Origin of the sequence: Halobacillus dabanensis, assembly GCF_900114165.1 — a bacterium.
GTDB lineage: Bacteria > Bacillota > Bacilli > Bacillales > Halobacillaceae > Halobacillus > Halobacillus dabanensis.
The window spans coordinates 274,539-292,465 of sequence record NZ_FOSB01000002.1; the positions used below are offsets into that span (position 1 = coordinate 274,539).

Consider the following 17,927-nt stretch of genomic DNA (forward strand, 5'->3'; position numbering starts at 1 on the left):
CTTTTGTCACGAATGGTATGTTTTGATACTGGAAAGACCTTTGATATCTTTTGAGCTTTTAATGGAAGAGGCACTTTTAATATGGGAGACTCCTTTAATATCCTGAACTCCCTTCACTCTTCCATCTGAAGAATTTTTCGTTTGCAGGGAATCTTGAATCTGGTTTCCTGTTTCCTTTACAGAACTCAGTTTTTCTCTGAACGATAACAGACGATCTTGCACTTTCTGTTTCGCTTCCTCTGCTTTATCATGGACGTGATCAGCATTAGCAGAAGTCTTCTCCTGAAGTTCTTCTTTCATGTTTCCGATTTTCGATTGCATCTGCTTCTGGAATTGGTCCCGGAAAAAATCTCCCGCTTCCTTACTGATTTCATCCTTCGCCTGCTCTTTCGCTTCTATGGGATCATCCGATTTTTGAATGACCTTAGAAACAGAACTCGGCATTTTGTCCTTCACTTTATCTGCTGACTTCTTCAACCCTCCTTCCACCTGATCAAGGATCGACTTGCTTTCTTCTTGATCTTTTTCTGAATTAGACATCAGCACCACCCCATTACTTGGCAAAATGATATTTGGCTGGTTTCTACCCTTACTTCCCACACACACCGTCATAAAACCCTTTGCTTGCTAAAAAGTATGAAAAATGGTAAGAAATACATTCATTATTACAAGCCTCTGAATCTATAAGACTATAGAAATGGTCGTCAAAACTTCTTCATTACAAAAATAACAATTTAATTAAAATCAAACCTTCCCTTCAATAAAAGCTCCCTATTCTTGAAGATTCATTTTTGAGATAATCCGGGGATTCGTTTGCCATATTAGGAGTCAGGGGTGGTTGGGAAGCTACTCGCTTTCCTGTGGGGGAACTGGCGAGCTTCCTCGGGCTATCGCCCTGTGGGATCTCGCCTACCTCCTTCTCCCACGGGAGTCTCCCAGCTTCCCCACCACCCCATACGATGGAGGTGAGAAACGAATCCTTCTACTAAGATGGAGTCTTCCTCTCACTCATAAGTAGATATAAAGCGCTCTATTTCAAACTGTGACGCTTGTAATGACTATTGGGGCGATTTATATTATCCCCTTCGCTTGAGCATACAAGCAGAGTTCCCCCAGAAGTGGTTTCGAGACACTGATATGGCAAAGGGGCGGAGGATAATGGCGAGACTCCTATGGGGCGTGTGGGACAGGTGAGACCCCGGAAGGCGAAGCCTGAGGAGGCTCAGCGCCCACCCCATGGAAAGCGACCCATTCCCCGCAGCCCCATCCACTTAAACAAAAGTCTCGAAACTGAGTCTTCTAAAATACTGCCATTTTGTAGAAGCTTCATTTAAAACTTTCTATTATCTGTCATTTATATGAATAAAAAGACCCTTTTCTTTCGTTTCAACTTGGGAATATCCAATCGAAAAACCCACTTTAAAGGGGGGCAAATTTCCCTCTCTATCCCAACCCCGATTTAGCAGGGAATCGACATAAATCTCCGAATTCATAGAATATATCTTTTTAAAGGAGGAATAGTTTTGAAGTTTAAAAAACTAGCAACATTGTCACTCGCAGCGTCACTTGCCATCTTGCCAACCACAGGTCAGGTATTCGCGGATTCAGAGCCGGAGTCTTTAAACGAAGTGAAGGTACAAGAAGAAAAAGGAGCGTACGCCAAAGGTGAAGTTGTCGTTAAGTTCAAAAATGGAAAATCTCTGAATGATAAACAGCTTGAAAAATTCGGAGCCGAAGATCTGGAAGAAAGTAAAGTGGTAGATTCAAAGGTTAAAGTACTTAAAGTCGGAAATGTAGATGCGGTGGTTAAAGCGTTGAACAAAAACCCGAATGTTGAATACGCGGAACCGAACTACCTTTTCGAAGCAACATGGTCACCAAATGATACTTACTATAGTGGATACCAATATGGTCCACAAAATACAGATACGGAAGCAGCCTGGGATCTAACTCGTGGCACTAGCAGCCAGGAGATTGCGATCATCGACTCTGGGGTTGACTACAACCATCCAGATCTAGATGACAAAACGATTAAAGGCTATGACTTCGTTGATAATGACTATGACCCTATGGATTTAAATAATCACGGGACACACGTTGCCGGTACCGCTGCTGCTGAAACAAACAATGGAGCAGGTGTAGCCGGAATGGCACCGGAGACGAAGATTTTAGCCGTCCGGGCACTAAATGCTGATGGTAATGGTTCTCTGAATGATATTGCTGATGCCATCCGTTACTCTGCGGACGCCGGTGCGGAAGTCATCAACCTTTCTTTAGGATGTGATTGCGATACGCAAACACTTGAGGATGCTGTTGATTATGCTTGGAATCAAGGATCTGTCATCATAGCAGCGGCAGGTAACGATGGAGTTTCTACAACTTTTGAGCCAGCTTCCTATAATAATGTCATCGCCGTTGGTGCAGTAGATCGATATAATAACAAAGCATCGTTCTCCAACTATGGTACATGGGTAGACGTAACTGCGCCTGGTGTCGATATTGCTTCCACCGTTCCTAATGGTGGATATGCTTACATGTCCGGAACCTCAATGGCTTCCCCACACGTCGCTGGACTTGCTGGGTTGCTGGCATCGCAAGGTCGTTCCAATGCAAACATACGTGCAGCAATCGAACAGACAGCTGACTCTATCTATGGTACGGGCTACTACACAGAACATGGCTTGATCAACTCTTATGATGCTGTGAACTATTAATCACATATAAAACCGCGAGTGCCTTGTCCACCAAGACATGACTCGCCGTATGTTCTTTATCCATGGAAAAATGATTTAAGTTATCAAAGGGGGAGGGGCTGAAGTTGAAAAAAATTCAAAGCTCGAGCGTCTTCCACACCTGAAAAAAGCGGCCTCAGTGCCGCTTTTTCCCATTGAAATTCATAGTTTATACCGACCGTGATCAGGATCTGGGTTATTTCATATACTACGCCAGTGGAATTCTATTCAGTTGACGTTTCTTAATAAATTCGCTATATTTAAAGTAACAAGGGGAGTAGCGACCGTATAACACGGTTGATGAATCGTCACTTCAGTGTTCCGACACTCGGTTCATCAAACTATGACCATAGTACGCAAGACCTTGGCCAATCCACGGGCCAAGGTCTTTTTTTATTGGCTCATTACTAAGAGGAGGAAATTTATGTCGTTCCTTATATTCAGCATCTCAGCGATCATTGTCGTCCTTGCAGCTATCCAGCTGAATCGTTTCGGAGATGTAATCAGTCATAAATCCAGTTTAAGTGGAGCCGTGGTCGGTACTTTTCTAATCGCCGGTGCCACCTCACTTCCTGAGCTTACGACCAGTCTCACTGCCGTATATATTGACAACCCGGACATCGCCGTTGGTAATATGCTGGGAAGTAATGTATTCAACATTTTGATATTAGCGGTCGTCGATATGATTTACCGAAAAAACAAAATGTTCCACGGAATCAATCCAAAGCAGCACCTGCCTTCAGCGATAGCTGGAATCATTTTCACTACAGTTGTCGGCTTATCTTTAATCATCAATTCCAGCTTTTCTATATTCAATATTGGCTGGGAAATGTTCATCTTAGTAGGATTGTATATCGGGACAGTAAAATTGTTTGAAACAGAAGAAGATGCGGAAATGAATGAGGCAGCGGCTACGGGGAAAGATTATTCTCTCAAAACTTCGAGTATCGGGTTTGCTATCAGTGCAATCATCGTATTCATCGCCGGAAGTGCTCTCTCTATATCAGGGGACCAGCTGGCACAGCAAACGGGGATGAGTTCAAGCTTTGTAGGAAGTTTTCTCATTGCAGCCTCTACTTCACTCCCCGAGCTTGTGACGGTTCTTGTAGCGGTAAAACTAGCGAACTATGATATGGCGGTTGGGTCGATTTTAGGCAGCAACCTTTTCAACCTGCAATTGCTTGCAATTACAGACATGTTCTATCAAAAAGGCCCTATCTTGAACGCGGCATCATCCTCCCATCTTCTTTTAGCCGTCCTTTTCATAGGGATGACCGCGTTAACGATTTTCATGATTATAAGAAAGCAATCAAGCAATACGATGCGGTACGTGCTTCCGTCCGCGATCATCGTGTTAACGTACTTTGCATCTTCCTACTTTATTTTTTAAGAGTCAACTCAACAAAAGCCGTAGACCAGCGTCTACGGCTTTTCTTATTATAGAACTTTACTCAGGAATTCTTGTGTTCGAGGGTTTTGAGGGTCTCCAAAGAGTTTTTCTGGCAGGTCTTCCTCCATAATAACCCCTTCATCCATAAATAACACCCGGTCCCCGACCTCACGAGCAAAACCCATTTCGTGAGTGACGACGACCATCGTCATCCCTTCCTTAGCAAGATCCTTCATTACTTCAAGGACATCACCAACCAACTCTGGGTCAAGTGCTGAAGTGGGCTCATCAAAAAGCATGATACTCGGCTCCATCGCCAATGAGCGGGCAATAGCTACACGCTGCTTTTGTCCACCTGAAAGGCTTTCAGGATAAGCATCTGCTTTATCACTCAACCCGACTTTTTCCAAGAGTGGCCGTGCTACCTTTTCCGCCTCTGCTTTTTTCATGCCTTTTACTTTAATCGGTCCAATCGTGATATTCTCCAATACCGTTTTGTGGGGGAAAAGGTTGAAATGCTGAAAAACCATCCCCACTCGTGAACGGATTTTGTTGATGTTGATCTTCGGATCTGTGAGATTATCCCCTTGAATGATGACATCTCCAGAAGTCACTTCTTCCAGAAGGTTTAAACATCGTAAAAAGGTACTTTTCCCCGACCCCGATGGACCAATAACACAGACAACCTCTTTCTCTTTGATTTCTGCATTGATTCCTTTTAAAACTTCATTGGAACCGAATGATTTATGCAAGTCTTTGACGGTGATCATTAGACATCCAGTCTCCTTTCAACTCTTCTCAAATAAATAGCTGTCGGCACCGTGATGATCAAGTACATGACACAGACCATCGTCAAGGCCTGGAAAGCTTGGAACGTCATGCCGTAGTATTGCTGCCCCATATATAAGAGTTCTCCAACCGCAATAACGGAGAAAAGAGACGTATCTTTCAAACTGATGACGAACTGGTTTCCAAGTGGTGGAATCATTCGTCTGAATGCTTGTGGCCATATGATATATCGCATCGTCTGATTACGTGTTAACCCGATGGAACGCCCTGCTTCTTCCTGCCCTTTATCAATGGAGTAAACAGCACCCCTTACAATCTCTGCAATATAGGCACCAGCATTGATAGCAATGGCAATAATAGAAGCTGTAATCTTATCAATATTAACTCCCATCAGATCAGACAGCCCAAAATAGATGAATAAGATTTGTGCCAAAATCGGTGTACCCCTTACCGCTTCTACATAGACGGTGGCAATACCGTAAATTAACTTATTTTTCGACAATCGGGCAAAACCGAAGATCGCTCCCAATACAAAACCGATAATTAAACCGACAAACGTGATAAGAAGTGTCCATACTAAACCTTCCAGCAAAAAAGGCATGACACGATAATAGTGCGATTCCGTTATAAACTCCATATATGTATACGCTCCTTGTGTTTTGAAGTGTAGGTCAGTTCATGCCATCACTCTATAACATTGGAAAAGCGTAACAAGCTAATCACTTGCTACGCTTTCCTGATCAGCTTTTCTTATGGATAATTACTCGGAAGATTCCGTGCCGTATTTACGCTCACCGAACCATTCTTCATAAATGTCATCATATGTGCCATTATCGATCAATGTCTGCAAAGCTTCGTTGACATCTTCTACTAGCTCAGAATCTTTAGGAAAGGCGATTCCATATTGTTCCCCTTGCAAGATATCCCCAGCAGTTTTCAAACCTTCTGCGTCGTTAGCTACATAATATTGTACGTTCGGTACATCATACATCACTGCATCCAAACGCCCGGATTCAAGATCCATATAAGCCTCCACGATTCCTGGGAATGTAACCAACTCAGCATCTGGATGGTTTTCTGTAATATATGTTTCACTGGTGGTGCCTGAACGAGTACCTACCTTCTTACCGGCTAAATCGTCTTCCGATTGAATCTCATCATTGTCCGCACTAACAGCCAACATTAAACCAGCATCGTAGTATGGATCAGAAAAATCAATCGTTTCCTTACGCTCTTCTGTAATGGTCATACCAGCAATTCCGATGTCATAACGACCGGATTGCATCCCTGCTACCACTCCATCAAACTTCATCGATTCAATTTCGATGTTAAACCCTGCTTCATCAGCAATCGCTTTGATTAAATCGATATCGAAACCTTCCATTTCACCAGTTTCTTCGTTCATGAATTCAAACGGAACAAAGTTGTTATCTGTCGCGACCGTGTAAGTTTCTCCTTCTGAATCACCGGAATCTCCCGATGCTCCAGTTTCACTATCACTACCACAAGCAGCAAGAAGTGAACCGAGAACCAAAATCATAATGAATAAGTACCATTTCGCTTTCATCCAATTTCCCCCTTTTGGTCTATGACTTCTATTATCTCAAACTTTGCTACTAATGCAAATTTTCTGAATAATAATTTTAAAGCTCTTTTCAAGCGAAAAATACTATTCTAATGAAATTATAATAAAAATACTCATATTTCCTCTTATTTAATCTATTTATCTAAAAATATCTAATAAAATGGGTAAATTTTCATAGAATAATCTCAGTTTCAAAGGGTATTAGGGTATAATAGGGTAAAATTCCTAATTTAAGTTAGAAGGATGGTTTTGCATGTCGGATGAATATCAGTTGGACACAAAGGAATACGATTCCCTGAAGACGGCCTCCTCTAAAATCTTTGATGTAATCGCCAAGCGTTTGAACGTCCAAACAGCATATATCACGAAAAAAGGTGAAAATGAGATGACAGTTCTCAGTTCCCTTAATAAATACGAAGAAATTGTACCAGAAGATTTCACCATTGATTACAAGGAGAGCCATTGTCGCTTAATAATAAACAAAGAAGACAATACGCTGAATACGAACAACTTAATGAGTGACGAGCTGACCCGGGAAATGAAGGCTTCCGCTCAATTGCAAGTGAAAGGATACCTTGGTGTCACATTGAAAGATTTAAATGGAGAAGTGTTCGGTACTCTTTGTGTGATGGATAGAGATGAAAAAGAATTTGACGAGGAGGATGTAGAGTTCTTACATTCGATTGCCGCTATTCTTTCCCATATGATCGAATTAGATCAGACAAACTATAATATAGGGTTCATGAACGTGCCCATCATTCCTACTACCCAAGGTGTAGCAGTCACTCCTGTCCAGGGGATTATTGATGAAAAACGTGCAGACAAATTATTGAATGACGTATTACACCACGGAATGGCTCAAGAGATCGATCACTTCATCATTGATTTATCTGGTTTAGTGATACACGGCCAGGAATTTCCGCGAGTAATAGAACAACTCGTCAACTCTTTGCAAGTAATGGGCATTCACCCCATACTTACTGGAATCACTCCAGATATAGCATATCGCGAAATGGACAGTATGAATCTTAGTGGTTTCCAATTGAAAACTGTCCCGAATTTAGAAGCAGCGCTCTCATATATCGGTTTTCAATTAAAGGAAGAACAAAACTCGCCATGATGGGCGAGTTTTGATTATCACTCTTTTTCAAATTCAATAACTTCTCCACTTTGTCCGTGAACGGTGACCTCATACTCGTTGTCCCCGTCGTTCAATTCGAACTCGTAAACCCCATCATCCACTTCCATTTCAACGACCTTACCATTTGGTGCTTTTTCTTTAGCTACCTTTTCCGCTTCTTCTTCCGTCACTTTCAAATCCTTACTCGCTTCCTTATTGGAAACATCTTCGTCCGACTCACGATCGACTTTCACTACTTCTCCAGTATTCGCGTCGATATCAATATCGACCTCTTCCCCATTATCTAATTGACCATCAAATTCATAAAGCAGACGCCCATCGTCTTCCTCTTTTTCTACATGATTGATCGCTAAACCGTCTACTTCCTGTTCAGCTACAGATTTAGCTTCTTCTTGAGAAACCTTAACCTCTTCCTTTGACCAATTGTCATCTCCTGAAACAGCATGAACGCCGTAAGCACCTCCAAGGACAACTACAACCAATCCGACAATACTACCGATAAGCCACTTTTTCTTCATATTTATTCCTCCTTTTGTTGTTCTACTTCCACTATATCCAGTGTTCATGAGAACAAATGGAGAAGAAAATGAGAATTCGGTGAGAAATTAATCTTCCCAATTAATCGATAGTATTTCTCCTGTAATCGCATGGACTTGCACGCTGGCTTCCAACTCATCCGTTCGTTCAATTTCCACAAGAAAAAAAGGAATCTCGTTTTCCGTTTCAAACTCTATGTCATCGACTTTTCCATCCACTTCCTTTAATGCAATTTCCATGGCCTTTTCTTCTGACATAGGTTGAGCAGGACTTTCCGGAAGGTTTTCCGTTTCTTTAGAAGTTTCCCCATTGGAAAAGTCATCCACCTGGCGCATATCTGCTACACTACCATCCTCCTTCCTTACGATGATTTCATAAAGGCCTTCCTCCAGCTCCATAGTTGCTGAATAATAACCCTCCTTAGCCACCCATTCCGTTAGTTGAGCGTTGTATTGCGATTGGACTTTTTCCCGTACCTCTTCTTCGGACAAAGGTTTCGCACTTAGCTTTTCATTGACGAGCTGCCAGCCAATGACTAACAAAAGAACAAGCACTAAAATGGTTAGGATTAATTTCATCGATTTTGACACGCGATCACTCCTCTATCATCATCCTAAAGCATGAAAATGAGAAATCACTGAGAAAGTGGCACAAGAATTGTCGCTGTTGTCCCTTTGCCTTCTTGACTAACCAAGGACACTTCAGCTCCGATCGCCCTTGCCAATGCTTTGGCTAATGAAAGACCAAGACCGTATCCTTCCGTTCTCGATTGATCCACCTGATAAAAACGCTCAAACACTCTTTCCAGTTGATCTTCGTTCATGCCGATTCCTTCATCCGAGATTTCAATCTTACTTTGATTGCCCTTTCTATCAACAGAAATAACTAAAGGATCCGTGCTATACTTTCGTGCATTATCCATGAAAATATAGAGCAACTGTTTTAATTTTTGTTCATCTGTTTGTACACGGACTTCTTCTTCCACTTGAATATAGACTTTTCGTTGATAGGCATTTTCAAATGAAGTGCTGATCGATTGAATGAAGGGCAGTAACGGAACTTCTCTTATATCCAGGTCCCAGTGCTCCTCCTGTTTGGCAAGCAACAAAAGCTGTTGCGTCAAATTCCGCATTTGTTTCGCTTCCCCATGAATAGCCTCAACAGATTCATCAAATAGTTCCTTCTCTACCATTCCTCTACGTTTCAACATGCTGGCATAGGATTCAATGATTGTAAGAGGCGTCTTCAATTCATGAGAAGCATTAGAAACAAATTGTTCTTGAGCCTCATAATTTGCCTGCAATTGGATTATCATCTTGTTGAACGTATCGGCCATCTGATCCAGTTCATCCTTCGATTTTCCCTGAGTAGGAATTTGCTTGAACTGTCCACTTTCTCTTATTTGCTGCATCGTCTGAATCAACGAGCGGATAGGATTCGTAATTAGTTGGCTCAAAAGACGAGTGGACAAAAACAGCGGGACGACCGCTAAAATGGAAACAAGAACAAGAACGATACGCAAAATATCCATGTTTGTTTTTGTCGTCCGTAAACTTTGTGTCAATTGAAAAGAAGCCACTTGTCCATCCCCCCATACAACGGGAAGGGAAACAAAGCTATGCGGAATTCCTTCAATGGTGTGGATATCGGCGTTCTCGCTTCTTGTAAACTGATAATCTTGCTGTATTAAATAGGATTGACCTCCCCCAGTCAAGCTCACGTCAGAAGAGCCATCCTCCAGCACAATCCGGATCATGCCATTTGCAGGTACATAAGCTCTCAACAGATCAGCAGATGGTACTTCTGAGGACTGTTCATTGATGCCAGTGACAATGCGTTCTGCTTCTTGCCGAGTTTGATCAAGATCGCTATTATAAACGATTTTACTAAACGAAAAATAAATTCCACCCGCGATCAGTAGGAGAAGGATTATGAATAAGCCTGTCGTGTAAAGCTGAATCTTGTTCCCTAACTTCATTGTGGATCCTTCAATACATAACCAACGCCTCTAACCGTATGGATCAGCTTCGGTTCGTAATTTTTGTCCATTTTATTTCGTAAATAGCGAATATACACATCGACTATATTTGTATCTCCATAATAATCATAGCCCCACACACCCTCTAAAAGCTGTTCCCGGTTCAGCACCTGGCGTTTATTTTTCAATAAGTAAACAAGAAGCGAAAATTCCTTCGCTGTAAGCTCAATCAAATCATCGCCCCGCCATGCTTCATGCTTCTTTTCATTAACAATGAGGTCAGCGATTTGCATCCCATCCTCTTTTGGTGAAGTATGGTGAGAACGGAGAGCTACACGAACCCTCGCCAATAACTCCTCAATATCAAACGGCTTTGTAACGTAATCATTTGCCCCTAAATCTAAACTAGTCACCTTATCATCAACAGCATCTTTAGCCGTCAACATAATCACGGGAGTGTTTCCGCCCCCAGTACGAATTCTTTTCAGAAGATCTGTTCCACTCAAACCCGGAAGCATGATATCCAGTAACAACAAATCCCATTCCCTTTCACGAAAAAGACGCAAGCCTTCCATGCCGTCATGAGCTTTGGTCACTTCATATCCTTCATATTCGAGTTCAAGCTCTAATACGCGTGCGATTTTCTTCTCGTCTTCAATGATCAAAATCGTCGGTTTACTCAATGCGCATCCCTCTTTTAATAGATTGGATTCATTTTAACACAAGATAAGATAGGGCTAAGGAGGATTAAGTTGATATAATATATCGCATATAGAAAGGTTGGATTATCATGATTGTAAAAGAAAGAACATTTCCTAAAGACATCGAATTGCTCCAAACCATTGAACGAAGACTCTCTGACCGTCACCCGCAAATGGGGGTGGTAAAAGATCAACTCAAATACAGCCTCTCCGGCTACAAAGGCGAACTTGCGCTAAACTTTCCGCTCTCTTTTCTCCCCAATCACTACTGAATCTTTCACCATTTACGTCTGTATGACGGCACCCATCACTTTCAAATAGACAGTTTGATTCTTACCGACCAATGGATCATGATTGTTGAGGTGAAAAATATAGGTGGAGAGTTATTTTACAATCAAAGATTCAACTACATGACAAGAAAATGGACGGATGGGGAGCATACCTTTTCTGACCCGGTTCTCCAAGTCCGCCGACACCGTCGCCAACTGCAACACTGGCTATCTATTAAAAATTTGCCAGACCTCCCTATTTACTGCCTCGTTTCTAACAGCCCCGAAACCTCCATCGATACAGATGACCCAGATTTAAATATTGTTATTCGCACAGATGCTCTTCCTGAAAAAATAGAACAGGTGGAAGCTTCCCATGCTGGTCCTAGCATTGATCCTACCTCTCTCGACAGGCTTACAAAAAATCTACTGGATGATCACACAGAAAATCACTACGACTACTTAGACAAGTTCTCTCTAAATAGCAAGGATTTTAATAAAGAAGTAATCTGTCCGACTTGTCAGCATGTGCCAATGAGAAGGATTTACGGAACATGGCAATGCCAAAATTGTGGATATAAAAATGCTGAAGCTCATCTTGCTGCTTTGAGAGACTACTATTTTCTATATGGATCAAGTATTACGAATAAGAAAATGCGCGATTTTTTAATGCTTGACTCTCCGGACATTGCGAACAGGATTTTGAGCAATATGAACTTAAGCTCTAGCGGTAAAAATAAAGGAAGAGTCTATTTTCTAAATTTTTAGAGGTGATATATCGAAATACGGATAAAAGTATCAAAGTTACGGATATATTTACAAAAGTCACGGATATATGCCCCGAAGTTACGGATATTTTGGCAAAAGTCGCGGATATCTCTCCACCCACACACTACACGCACACCAAAAAAAGACGCCCTCATCACAAGGTCGCCTCCTTACTTTGGTTGAGGGTCTGCTTCCAACAGCAAATCCACTAGGTGTACGGAATCTATTTTTCCGCTAACCCCTTCACGTTCAATCCCAAGCTTCATCTGCAACAAACAGCCTGGGTTGGAAGTTACCACACTATCTGGATCCACTCCACAAACATCCTGCATCTTCACATCTAAAATATCCATTGCATCTTCATAGTTCACGATATTGTATACTCCGGCAGATCCGCAGCAAAAGTCCGGGCGATCAAGTTCCCGCAGCTCCAGGCCAGGTATCTTCTGGAGCAATGCCAGTGGCTCACTCGTCACTTTTTGCACATTTTGCAAATGGCATGATGGCTGGTAGGTTACGGTCCGATCCATCGTCTTTTCAAATACAAGGCCATCCAACTGTACGAGCACTTCGGAAATGTCCTTCACGCACTCAACAAAGCGCACCGCCCGGTTGTGCCACTCTGTTCCTTCTTCAAAAAGATGATGATATTCAATCAGCCGTGCCCCGCAACCACCTGCATTATTGACAATATAGTCGAATCCCTCTTGTTCGAAAGCCTCGATGTTCTGTTTTGCTAGCTCGATCGATGCATCAACTTTCCCGGTATGTGCATGAAGAGCTCCACAACACGTCTGCCCTTCTGGAAAAACTACTTCCGCTCCGCTTCTCAATAAAAGCTCTACCGTGTTCTGGTTCGTTTCAAAAAAGACGCTATCCATGACGCACCCTTGGAAAAAGCCAACTTTAGCGACAGAAGGACGTTTGCGAATATATCGATCCGCGCGTCCTCGCCTTTTTTTCGGTGCTGGCATAGGAGGCAGCGCAGCTTCAAACTCATGAATGGGAAGCGGAGCCTTTTTGGTAAGACCGAACCTTTGCGAAATCTTTTGCAGGCCACTCTTTTGATAGGCCCAAGTCGCATTTCCTAAAGCATCCATCCATTTAGAAGAGGGGAAAAACGTTTGAAAAAAGAAATCTTCCACAAGTCGGCGTGGTTTTTCTTCATCAAGCACCTGCTTTGCTCCTTCTAAAATTGCACCATATTGCACGTTCGTCGGGCAAACGGTCGTACAGGCCATACATCCGAGACACTTCTCGATCGGTTCTCTCATATCCTCAACGGAAGCTTTTCCTTCTGCCACCATTTTGACGAGGTTGATCCTCCCTCTTGGGGAATGGGTTTCTTTTTCCATCGTTTCATAAGTAGGGCATGCAGGCAGACAATATCCGCATTGCACACAATCAAAGGTCTTATCATAACCTAGCTTTTCTTTAAGTAAATTACTCATGATGAAGCACCAACTTCTGCCCTTTTTCCGGGAAAACTTTGCCCGGATTCAAAATGCCGTTCGGGTCCCAACTATCTTTAATCCGCTTCATCATGTCCAGCCCAACTTCTCCAAGTTCCAACTCCATAAACGGGGCTTTCATCGTTCCGATCCCATGCTCTCCAGACAGCGTCCCACCAAGCTCAAGAGCCGCCTCGAACATTTCCTCGACCGCTTTTTCTACCCGCTTCATTTCTTCTACATCTCTTTTGTCACACAAAATATTCGGGTGTAAATTGCCATCCCCCGCGTGACCGAAAGCCACAATTTCCAAATCATATTTTTCTTTTATAAGTTCTAATTGATCCATAAAATCGGGAATTTTACTGCGTGGCACGGTCGCATCCTCTGACACTTTCGTCGGCTTGATCTTGGCGATTGCAGGAGATACTTGCTTGCGTGCGTGCCACAGCTTCGTCGCTTCATCGTCACTTTTCGGGATGATCACTTCTTTTGCACCCATCTCCTCCATAATTTCCTCAATAAGTCCGCGTTCCACCCGCAGCGTTTCTGGATGTCCGTCCAATTCGATGATAATCACAGCAGCTGCGTCCGTAGGCAATCCGACTGGCTGGAAGTTCTCGACCGCGACAATACAAGCCTGGTCCATGAATTCCATTTTTGCTGGGAGGATGCCGGAAATAAGCGTCTGGGAAATGGCCTCCCCCGCTCTTCTCACTTCATCAAAAGCGACCATCAGCGTCTGAACCGCTGGTGGCTTCGGCATCATTTTCAACGTAGCACCAACGATGACACCAAGCGTGCCTTCTGACCCGACGATCAGTTTCGTCAAGTCGATGCCTGTTACATTTTTTATCGTCTGACCACCAGTACGGATAATTTCTCCCTCGGGTGTGACCACTTCCAAGCCGATTACATGATCTTTCGTCACCCCATATTTCAGGCCACGAGGACCTCCCGAATTTTCAGCAAGATTTCCACCAATGGTCGCGACATGTGCACTACTTGGGTCAGGAGCATACATAAGCCCATGTTTTTCCGCTTCTTTATTAATGTTCGCCGTCAACACGCTCGGCGTCACCGTAACAGTCAAATCGCGTGGGCGAAGATCGATTTCAGCAGGATATTGAGACAAATCAAGTACGATACCACCATGGACAGGCAGAGGACCCCCGCTCAAACATGTGCCAGAACCACGCGGATGGACAGGTATTTTATACGCATTAGCCAACTTCAATACAGTGGCCACTTCCTGTTTATCTTTCGGCTGAACCACGGCATCCGGCAGATGCTCACCGAAGGAAGCGTCAAAGCTGTAACTATGCCTATCCGCAATTGACGTGAGCACGCGTTCTTCAGGGAAAAGTCCTTGCATTTCTTTTAGCCATTCTTCCATATGTGCTTCCCCTTTCCTTTTTATCCAGTTAACTATTCAGAAAATTCTACTATTATAATCATCATCGCAGAAATAGAAAAAGGAAACAACAAAGAAACCTCTCCCGCCAACTTCTCTTTCTGAACCCCTTGCCGACCTGGTCATACAAATATTGGTAAATGGTTGTAAAAAGTAAACAAGCTGTATAACAAGCTATTAGATAAAATGTAAAAAAATACCACACCTGGTCACCCAATATTTGGGTGACCAGGTGTGGTAAATAATGTAAATAACACCAATGATGTAAGACATGTCGGTGCTAAATCCGATAGACGACTCCTTCGTACGGAGCTAACATCCGTCTGTTCTCTTTCCCTGAATCATTTGTAACCACGACCGGATTTCCTTCCACTTGCTGATATACTTCCTCATCCAGCTCTACTTCCCGAGAAGAGAAATTACATACGACTAAGAGGCTTTCTGCTCCCCCGATTCGTTTGTACGCAAAAACATTCGGATCTTCCCTGAGCAGCAATTCAAAGCGACCATCTGTTATGACATCCAACTCTTTCCTCAAACGAATCAACTGCTGATAAAAATAAAAGACAGAGTCCTCATCCTCCATTGCTGCCGCTGCATTAATACTCTCATAGTTCGGGTTGACCTGAATCCATGGTGTCCCCTCCGTAAATCCCGCATTCTCTGAATCACCCCACTGCATCGGAGTACGTGCATTGTCGCGGCCTTTAACATAAATGGCTTCCATTAACTCCTCGTGGGACCATCCTTGCTCCTTTTTCTCCTCATACATGTTCAACAATTCAATATCCCGATACTCATCCAGGGTTTCGAAGCGGACATTGGTCATCCCGATCTCTTCCCCCTGATAGATGTACGGCGTCCCTTGCATCATGTGCAGGCAAATCGCCAGCATTTTCGCAGACTTCACCCGGTACTCTCCATCATCTCCAAACCGGGAAACAATCCGTGGCTGGTCATGGTTATTCCAATATAAGCTGTTCCAGCCGACTCCATGCAAGGATGTCTGCCACTTTTCAAAGTTCTCCTTCAATGCTACAAGATCAAGATTAGTCCAATTCCACTTGTCCCCATCAGAATCAAGATCCATATGCTCAAAAGTAAAAATCATATTAAGCTCTTCATTCTCAGGGTTTGTGTAATGTTTCGCATCCTCCGGAGAAGCACCAGGCATCTCACCGACTGTCATTACATCATAATTGGATAGTACTTCTTTGTTCATTTCCTGCAAAAATTCATGCACACGCGGACCATTCATGAAATACGGACTGCCATCCCCCTGTTCCCCATCTGGATACTCAGGATCTTTCGATATAAAGTTGATGACATCCATACGGAAGCCGTCCATCCCTTTATCCAGCCAAAACTTCATCATGTCATAGATATCTTCCCTTAGTTTCGGATTTTCCCAGTTCAAGTCCGGTTGTTTTTTCGCGAAAAGGTGCAAATAATATTGTTCCGTATTTTCGTCATATTCCCAAACGGATCCGCCAAACACAGAGTTCCAGTTTGTCGGTGGCTCCTCCTGATTCTTCCCCTCTTTCCATATGTAATAGTCGCGATATGGGTTATCCTTACTTTTCGCAGACTCGACAAACCATGGATGCTCATCAGAAGTATGATTGACGACAAGGTCCATCACCAGTTTCAAATCCCGCTTGTGTGCTTCTTCCAATAAACGCTCCAAATCATCCATGTTCCCGAATAGATCATCGACCTTTCGATAGTTACGAATATCATAGCCATTATCCTCTTGCGGAGAATCGTAAACAGGGGACAGCCAAAGTACATCCACACCCAACTCTTTCAAGTAATCTAATTTCTCAATAATCCCTGGAATATCACCGATTCCATCTCCATTTGTATCATTAAAACTCTTTGGATAAATTTGATAGACAACACTCTTCTTCCACCATTCTTGATTCATCACTTATCCACTCCTTCACATAAACCTTCCTCTACCAAGAATAACTGAAAATTTAGCATCCTCCAAAACCATACCAAAAATTACCGTACCAGGTCATACAGAAAATGGAAATTATCTCACCAAAAAAGAGGCGCTTTCTCTTTGCGCCTCTTTCCCATTCAACCTAGAAAAATCGCTCCGTATACGAGGGCACCTAAAATGACGAACGCGGGGTGCAATTTCACTTTCTCCAACAATACAAAACTCACTAAAATCAGAAAACCCGTTTGCCAAACTCCACTCGAATCATAGGACGTCTGAAAAAATTGATAAGCCATCACTCCGAGCAATACAGCGATTGCCGGACGGATCAAGTTTGTCATCATTTTGACTTTAGGAGAATCCTTAAACTTCGCTAATAGACTCATTAAAAATATCATCAAAATCAAAGATGGGGCGACAGTCGCGAAAACACCGACAGCAGCACCTAAGACACCGGCTTGCTGATATCCGATGAAACCTGCCATCTTTGTCGCAATCGGTCCCGGTAATGCATTGGCCATCGCAAGCATTTCACTGAATTCAGTCACACTCATCCAGCCAAACCGGTCCACGACCTCATTTTCGACAAGCGGAATCGATGCAGGGCCGCCCCCATATCCGAGAACTCCTGGAATGAAAAAAGCTACAAAAATATTCCAAAGTATCATGGTGCTTGCTCCTCCCGTTTTTTACTTGGGCGAAGGAGAGCGTATAGGAGGAGGGCAAAAATCAACAATCCTGGGTGGACATGAAGCCATTCCATTAATAAAAGTGATGCTACACCTAAAACACCAGCCGCTACCCAGCCAAGGTTGCTTTGTGCTTTTTTGAAAAAATCATACGTCAGCTTAGCAAGCATCACGCCGACCACAGGTACGACCGCCTGTGTCATCCCGTTCACCCATGGCTCCTCCCGCAAGCTGTTAAGTGACGTAATCAAAACAATCATAAGTGTGATTGTCGGTATAATCGTCGCAAGTACCGCATTCAACATACCGAAAATTCCCGCCACCCGATAGCCTATATAGCCCGCCATTTTGGTTGCAATCGGCCCGGGCAATGTATTTGCGAGGGCGAGGATGTCACTGAAGTCATCATCCGTCAGCCACTCATATTTTTCAACGACTTCTTTATGTACAAGGGGGATGGATGAAGGTCCCCCGCCGTAGCCGAGCATCCCGACTCGAAAAAAAGCAATAAACAAATTCCATTGCTGCATTCTTT

18 protein-coding genes are annotated in these 17,927 nt (G+C 43.2%); 5 read left to right on the top strand and 13 right to left on the bottom strand.

Going from position 1 to position 17,927, the window contains the following annotated elements:
- Window positions 1-6: 6 nt before the first annotated feature.
- Window positions 7-540, bottom strand: coding sequence for a gas vesicle protein GvpQ (gene gvpQ, locus BMZ58_RS04560; RefSeq protein ID WP_075035377.1), 534 nt, complete (start codon window positions 538-540; stop codon window positions 7-9).
- A 983-nt stretch (window positions 541-1,523) separates the two neighbouring features.
- Between gvpQ and BMZ58_RS04565 the strand changes: the two genes are divergently transcribed.
- Together BMZ58_RS04565 and BMZ58_RS04570 are read left to right on the top strand one after the other, a co-directional pair.
- Complete coding sequence (locus tag BMZ58_RS04565) at window positions 1,524-2,714, top strand: S8 family peptidase (protein WP_075035378.1); 1,191 nt, start codon at window positions 1,524-1,526, stop codon at window positions 2,712-2,714.
- A gap of 442 nt (window positions 2,715-3,156) precedes the next feature.
- Window positions 3,157-4,122 carry a sodium:calcium antiporter gene (locus tag BMZ58_RS04570; RefSeq protein ID WP_075035379.1) on the top strand — a complete coding sequence of 322 codons (966 nt, stop codon included), beginning with the start codon at window positions 3,157-3,159 and terminating at the stop codon, window positions 4,120-4,122.
- 47 nt (window positions 4,123-4,169) lie between these two features.
- On the opposite strand, the gene BMZ58_RS04575 is transcribed toward BMZ58_RS04570, so the two are convergent.
- The 3 genes from BMZ58_RS04575 to BMZ58_RS04585 form a co-directional block, all read right to left on the bottom strand.
- On the bottom strand, window positions 4,170-4,892 hold the full coding sequence (locus BMZ58_RS04575; RefSeq protein WP_075035380.1) for an amino acid ABC transporter ATP-binding protein: 723 nt from the start codon (window positions 4,890-4,892) through the stop codon (window positions 4,170-4,172).
- A complete protein-coding gene (locus tag BMZ58_RS04580; protein WP_075035381.1) occupies window positions 4,892-5,548 on the bottom strand; it encodes an amino acid ABC transporter permease in 657 nt (218 codons plus the stop codon). The genes BMZ58_RS04575 and BMZ58_RS04580 overlap by 1 nt, the downstream gene beginning before the upstream one ends.
- Window positions 5,549-5,671: 123 nt before the next feature.
- The gene (locus BMZ58_RS04585; protein WP_075035382.1) at window positions 5,672-6,478 is read right to left on the bottom strand and encodes a glutamine ABC transporter substrate-binding protein; all 807 of its coding nucleotides are present in this window, start codon (window positions 6,476-6,478) and stop codon (window positions 5,672-5,674) included.
- Window positions 6,479-6,749: 271 nt separating this feature from the next.
- Between BMZ58_RS04585 and BMZ58_RS04590 the strand changes: the two genes are divergently transcribed.
- The gene (locus BMZ58_RS04590) at window positions 6,750-7,616 is read left to right on the top strand and encodes a GAF domain-containing protein (protein WP_075035383.1); all 867 of its coding nucleotides are present in this window, start codon (window positions 6,750-6,752) and stop codon (window positions 7,614-7,616) included.
- 17 nt (window positions 7,617-7,633) lie between these two features.
- Here the strand turns inward: BMZ58_RS04590 and BMZ58_RS04595 are convergent, their stop codons facing one another.
- The 4 genes from BMZ58_RS04595 to BMZ58_RS04610 form a co-directional block, all read right to left on the bottom strand.
- A complete protein-coding gene (locus tag BMZ58_RS04595) occupies window positions 7,634-8,155 on the bottom strand; it encodes a PepSY domain-containing protein (RefSeq protein ID WP_075035384.1) in 522 nt (173 codons plus the stop codon).
- Window positions 8,156-8,242: 87 nt separating this feature from the next.
- A complete protein-coding gene (locus tag BMZ58_RS04600; protein WP_075035385.1) occupies window positions 8,243-8,764 on the bottom strand; it encodes a PepSY domain-containing protein in 522 nt (173 codons plus the stop codon).
- Between the two features lie 44 nt (window positions 8,765-8,808).
- Complete coding sequence (locus BMZ58_RS04605; RefSeq protein WP_075035386.1) at window positions 8,809-10,152, bottom strand: sensor histidine kinase; 1,344 nt, start codon at window positions 10,150-10,152, stop codon at window positions 8,809-8,811.
- Window positions 10,149-10,835: a response regulator transcription factor gene (locus tag BMZ58_RS04610; RefSeq protein ID WP_075035387.1), complete on the bottom strand. Its 687-nt coding sequence runs from the start codon at window positions 10,833-10,835 to the stop codon at window positions 10,149-10,151. The genes BMZ58_RS04605 and BMZ58_RS04610 overlap by 4 nt, the downstream gene beginning before the upstream one ends.
- A gap of 107 nt (window positions 10,836-10,942) precedes the next feature.
- Between BMZ58_RS04610 and BMZ58_RS04615 the strand changes: the two genes are divergently transcribed.
- The gene (locus tag BMZ58_RS04615) at window positions 10,943-11,125 is read left to right on the top strand and encodes a hypothetical protein (RefSeq protein ID WP_075035388.1); all 183 of its coding nucleotides are present in this window, start codon (window positions 10,943-10,945) and stop codon (window positions 11,123-11,125) included.
- Window positions 11,126-11,890 (top strand): NERD domain-containing protein, encoded by a 765-nt coding sequence (locus tag BMZ58_RS04620; RefSeq protein ID WP_083412524.1) that lies wholly within the window; start codon window positions 11,126-11,128, stop codon window positions 11,888-11,890.
- Window positions 11,891-12,060: 170 nt separating this feature from the next.
- Here BMZ58_RS04620 and BMZ58_RS04625 read toward each other — a convergent pair whose 3' ends face one another.
- The 5 genes from BMZ58_RS04625 to BMZ58_RS04645 form a co-directional block, all read right to left on the bottom strand.
- The gene (locus BMZ58_RS04625; RefSeq protein WP_075035390.1) at window positions 12,061-13,341 is read right to left on the bottom strand and encodes a (Fe-S)-binding protein; all 1,281 of its coding nucleotides are present in this window, start codon (window positions 13,339-13,341) and stop codon (window positions 12,061-12,063) included.
- Window positions 13,334-14,737: an FAD-binding oxidoreductase gene (locus BMZ58_RS04630; RefSeq protein ID WP_075035391.1), complete on the bottom strand. Its 1,404-nt coding sequence runs from the start codon at window positions 14,735-14,737 to the stop codon at window positions 13,334-13,336. Before BMZ58_RS04630 ends, BMZ58_RS04625 begins: the two co-directional genes overlap by 8 nt.
- A 298-nt stretch (window positions 14,738-15,035) precedes the next feature.
- The gene (locus BMZ58_RS04635; protein ID WP_279626116.1) at window positions 15,036-16,685 is read right to left on the bottom strand and encodes a glycoside hydrolase family 13 protein; all 1,650 of its coding nucleotides are present in this window, start codon (window positions 16,683-16,685) and stop codon (window positions 15,036-15,038) included.
- Between the two features lie 155 nt (window positions 16,686-16,840).
- Window positions 16,841-17,371 carry a chromate transporter gene (locus BMZ58_RS04640; RefSeq protein ID WP_075035393.1) on the bottom strand — a complete coding sequence of 177 codons (531 nt, stop codon included), beginning with the start codon at window positions 17,369-17,371 and terminating at the stop codon, window positions 16,841-16,843.
- On the bottom strand, window positions 17,368-17,922 hold the full coding sequence (locus tag BMZ58_RS04645; RefSeq protein WP_075035394.1) for a chromate transporter: 555 nt from the start codon (window positions 17,920-17,922) through the stop codon (window positions 17,368-17,370). Before BMZ58_RS04645 ends, BMZ58_RS04640 begins: the two co-directional genes overlap by 4 nt.
- Window positions 17,923-17,927 lie beyond the last annotated feature (5 nt).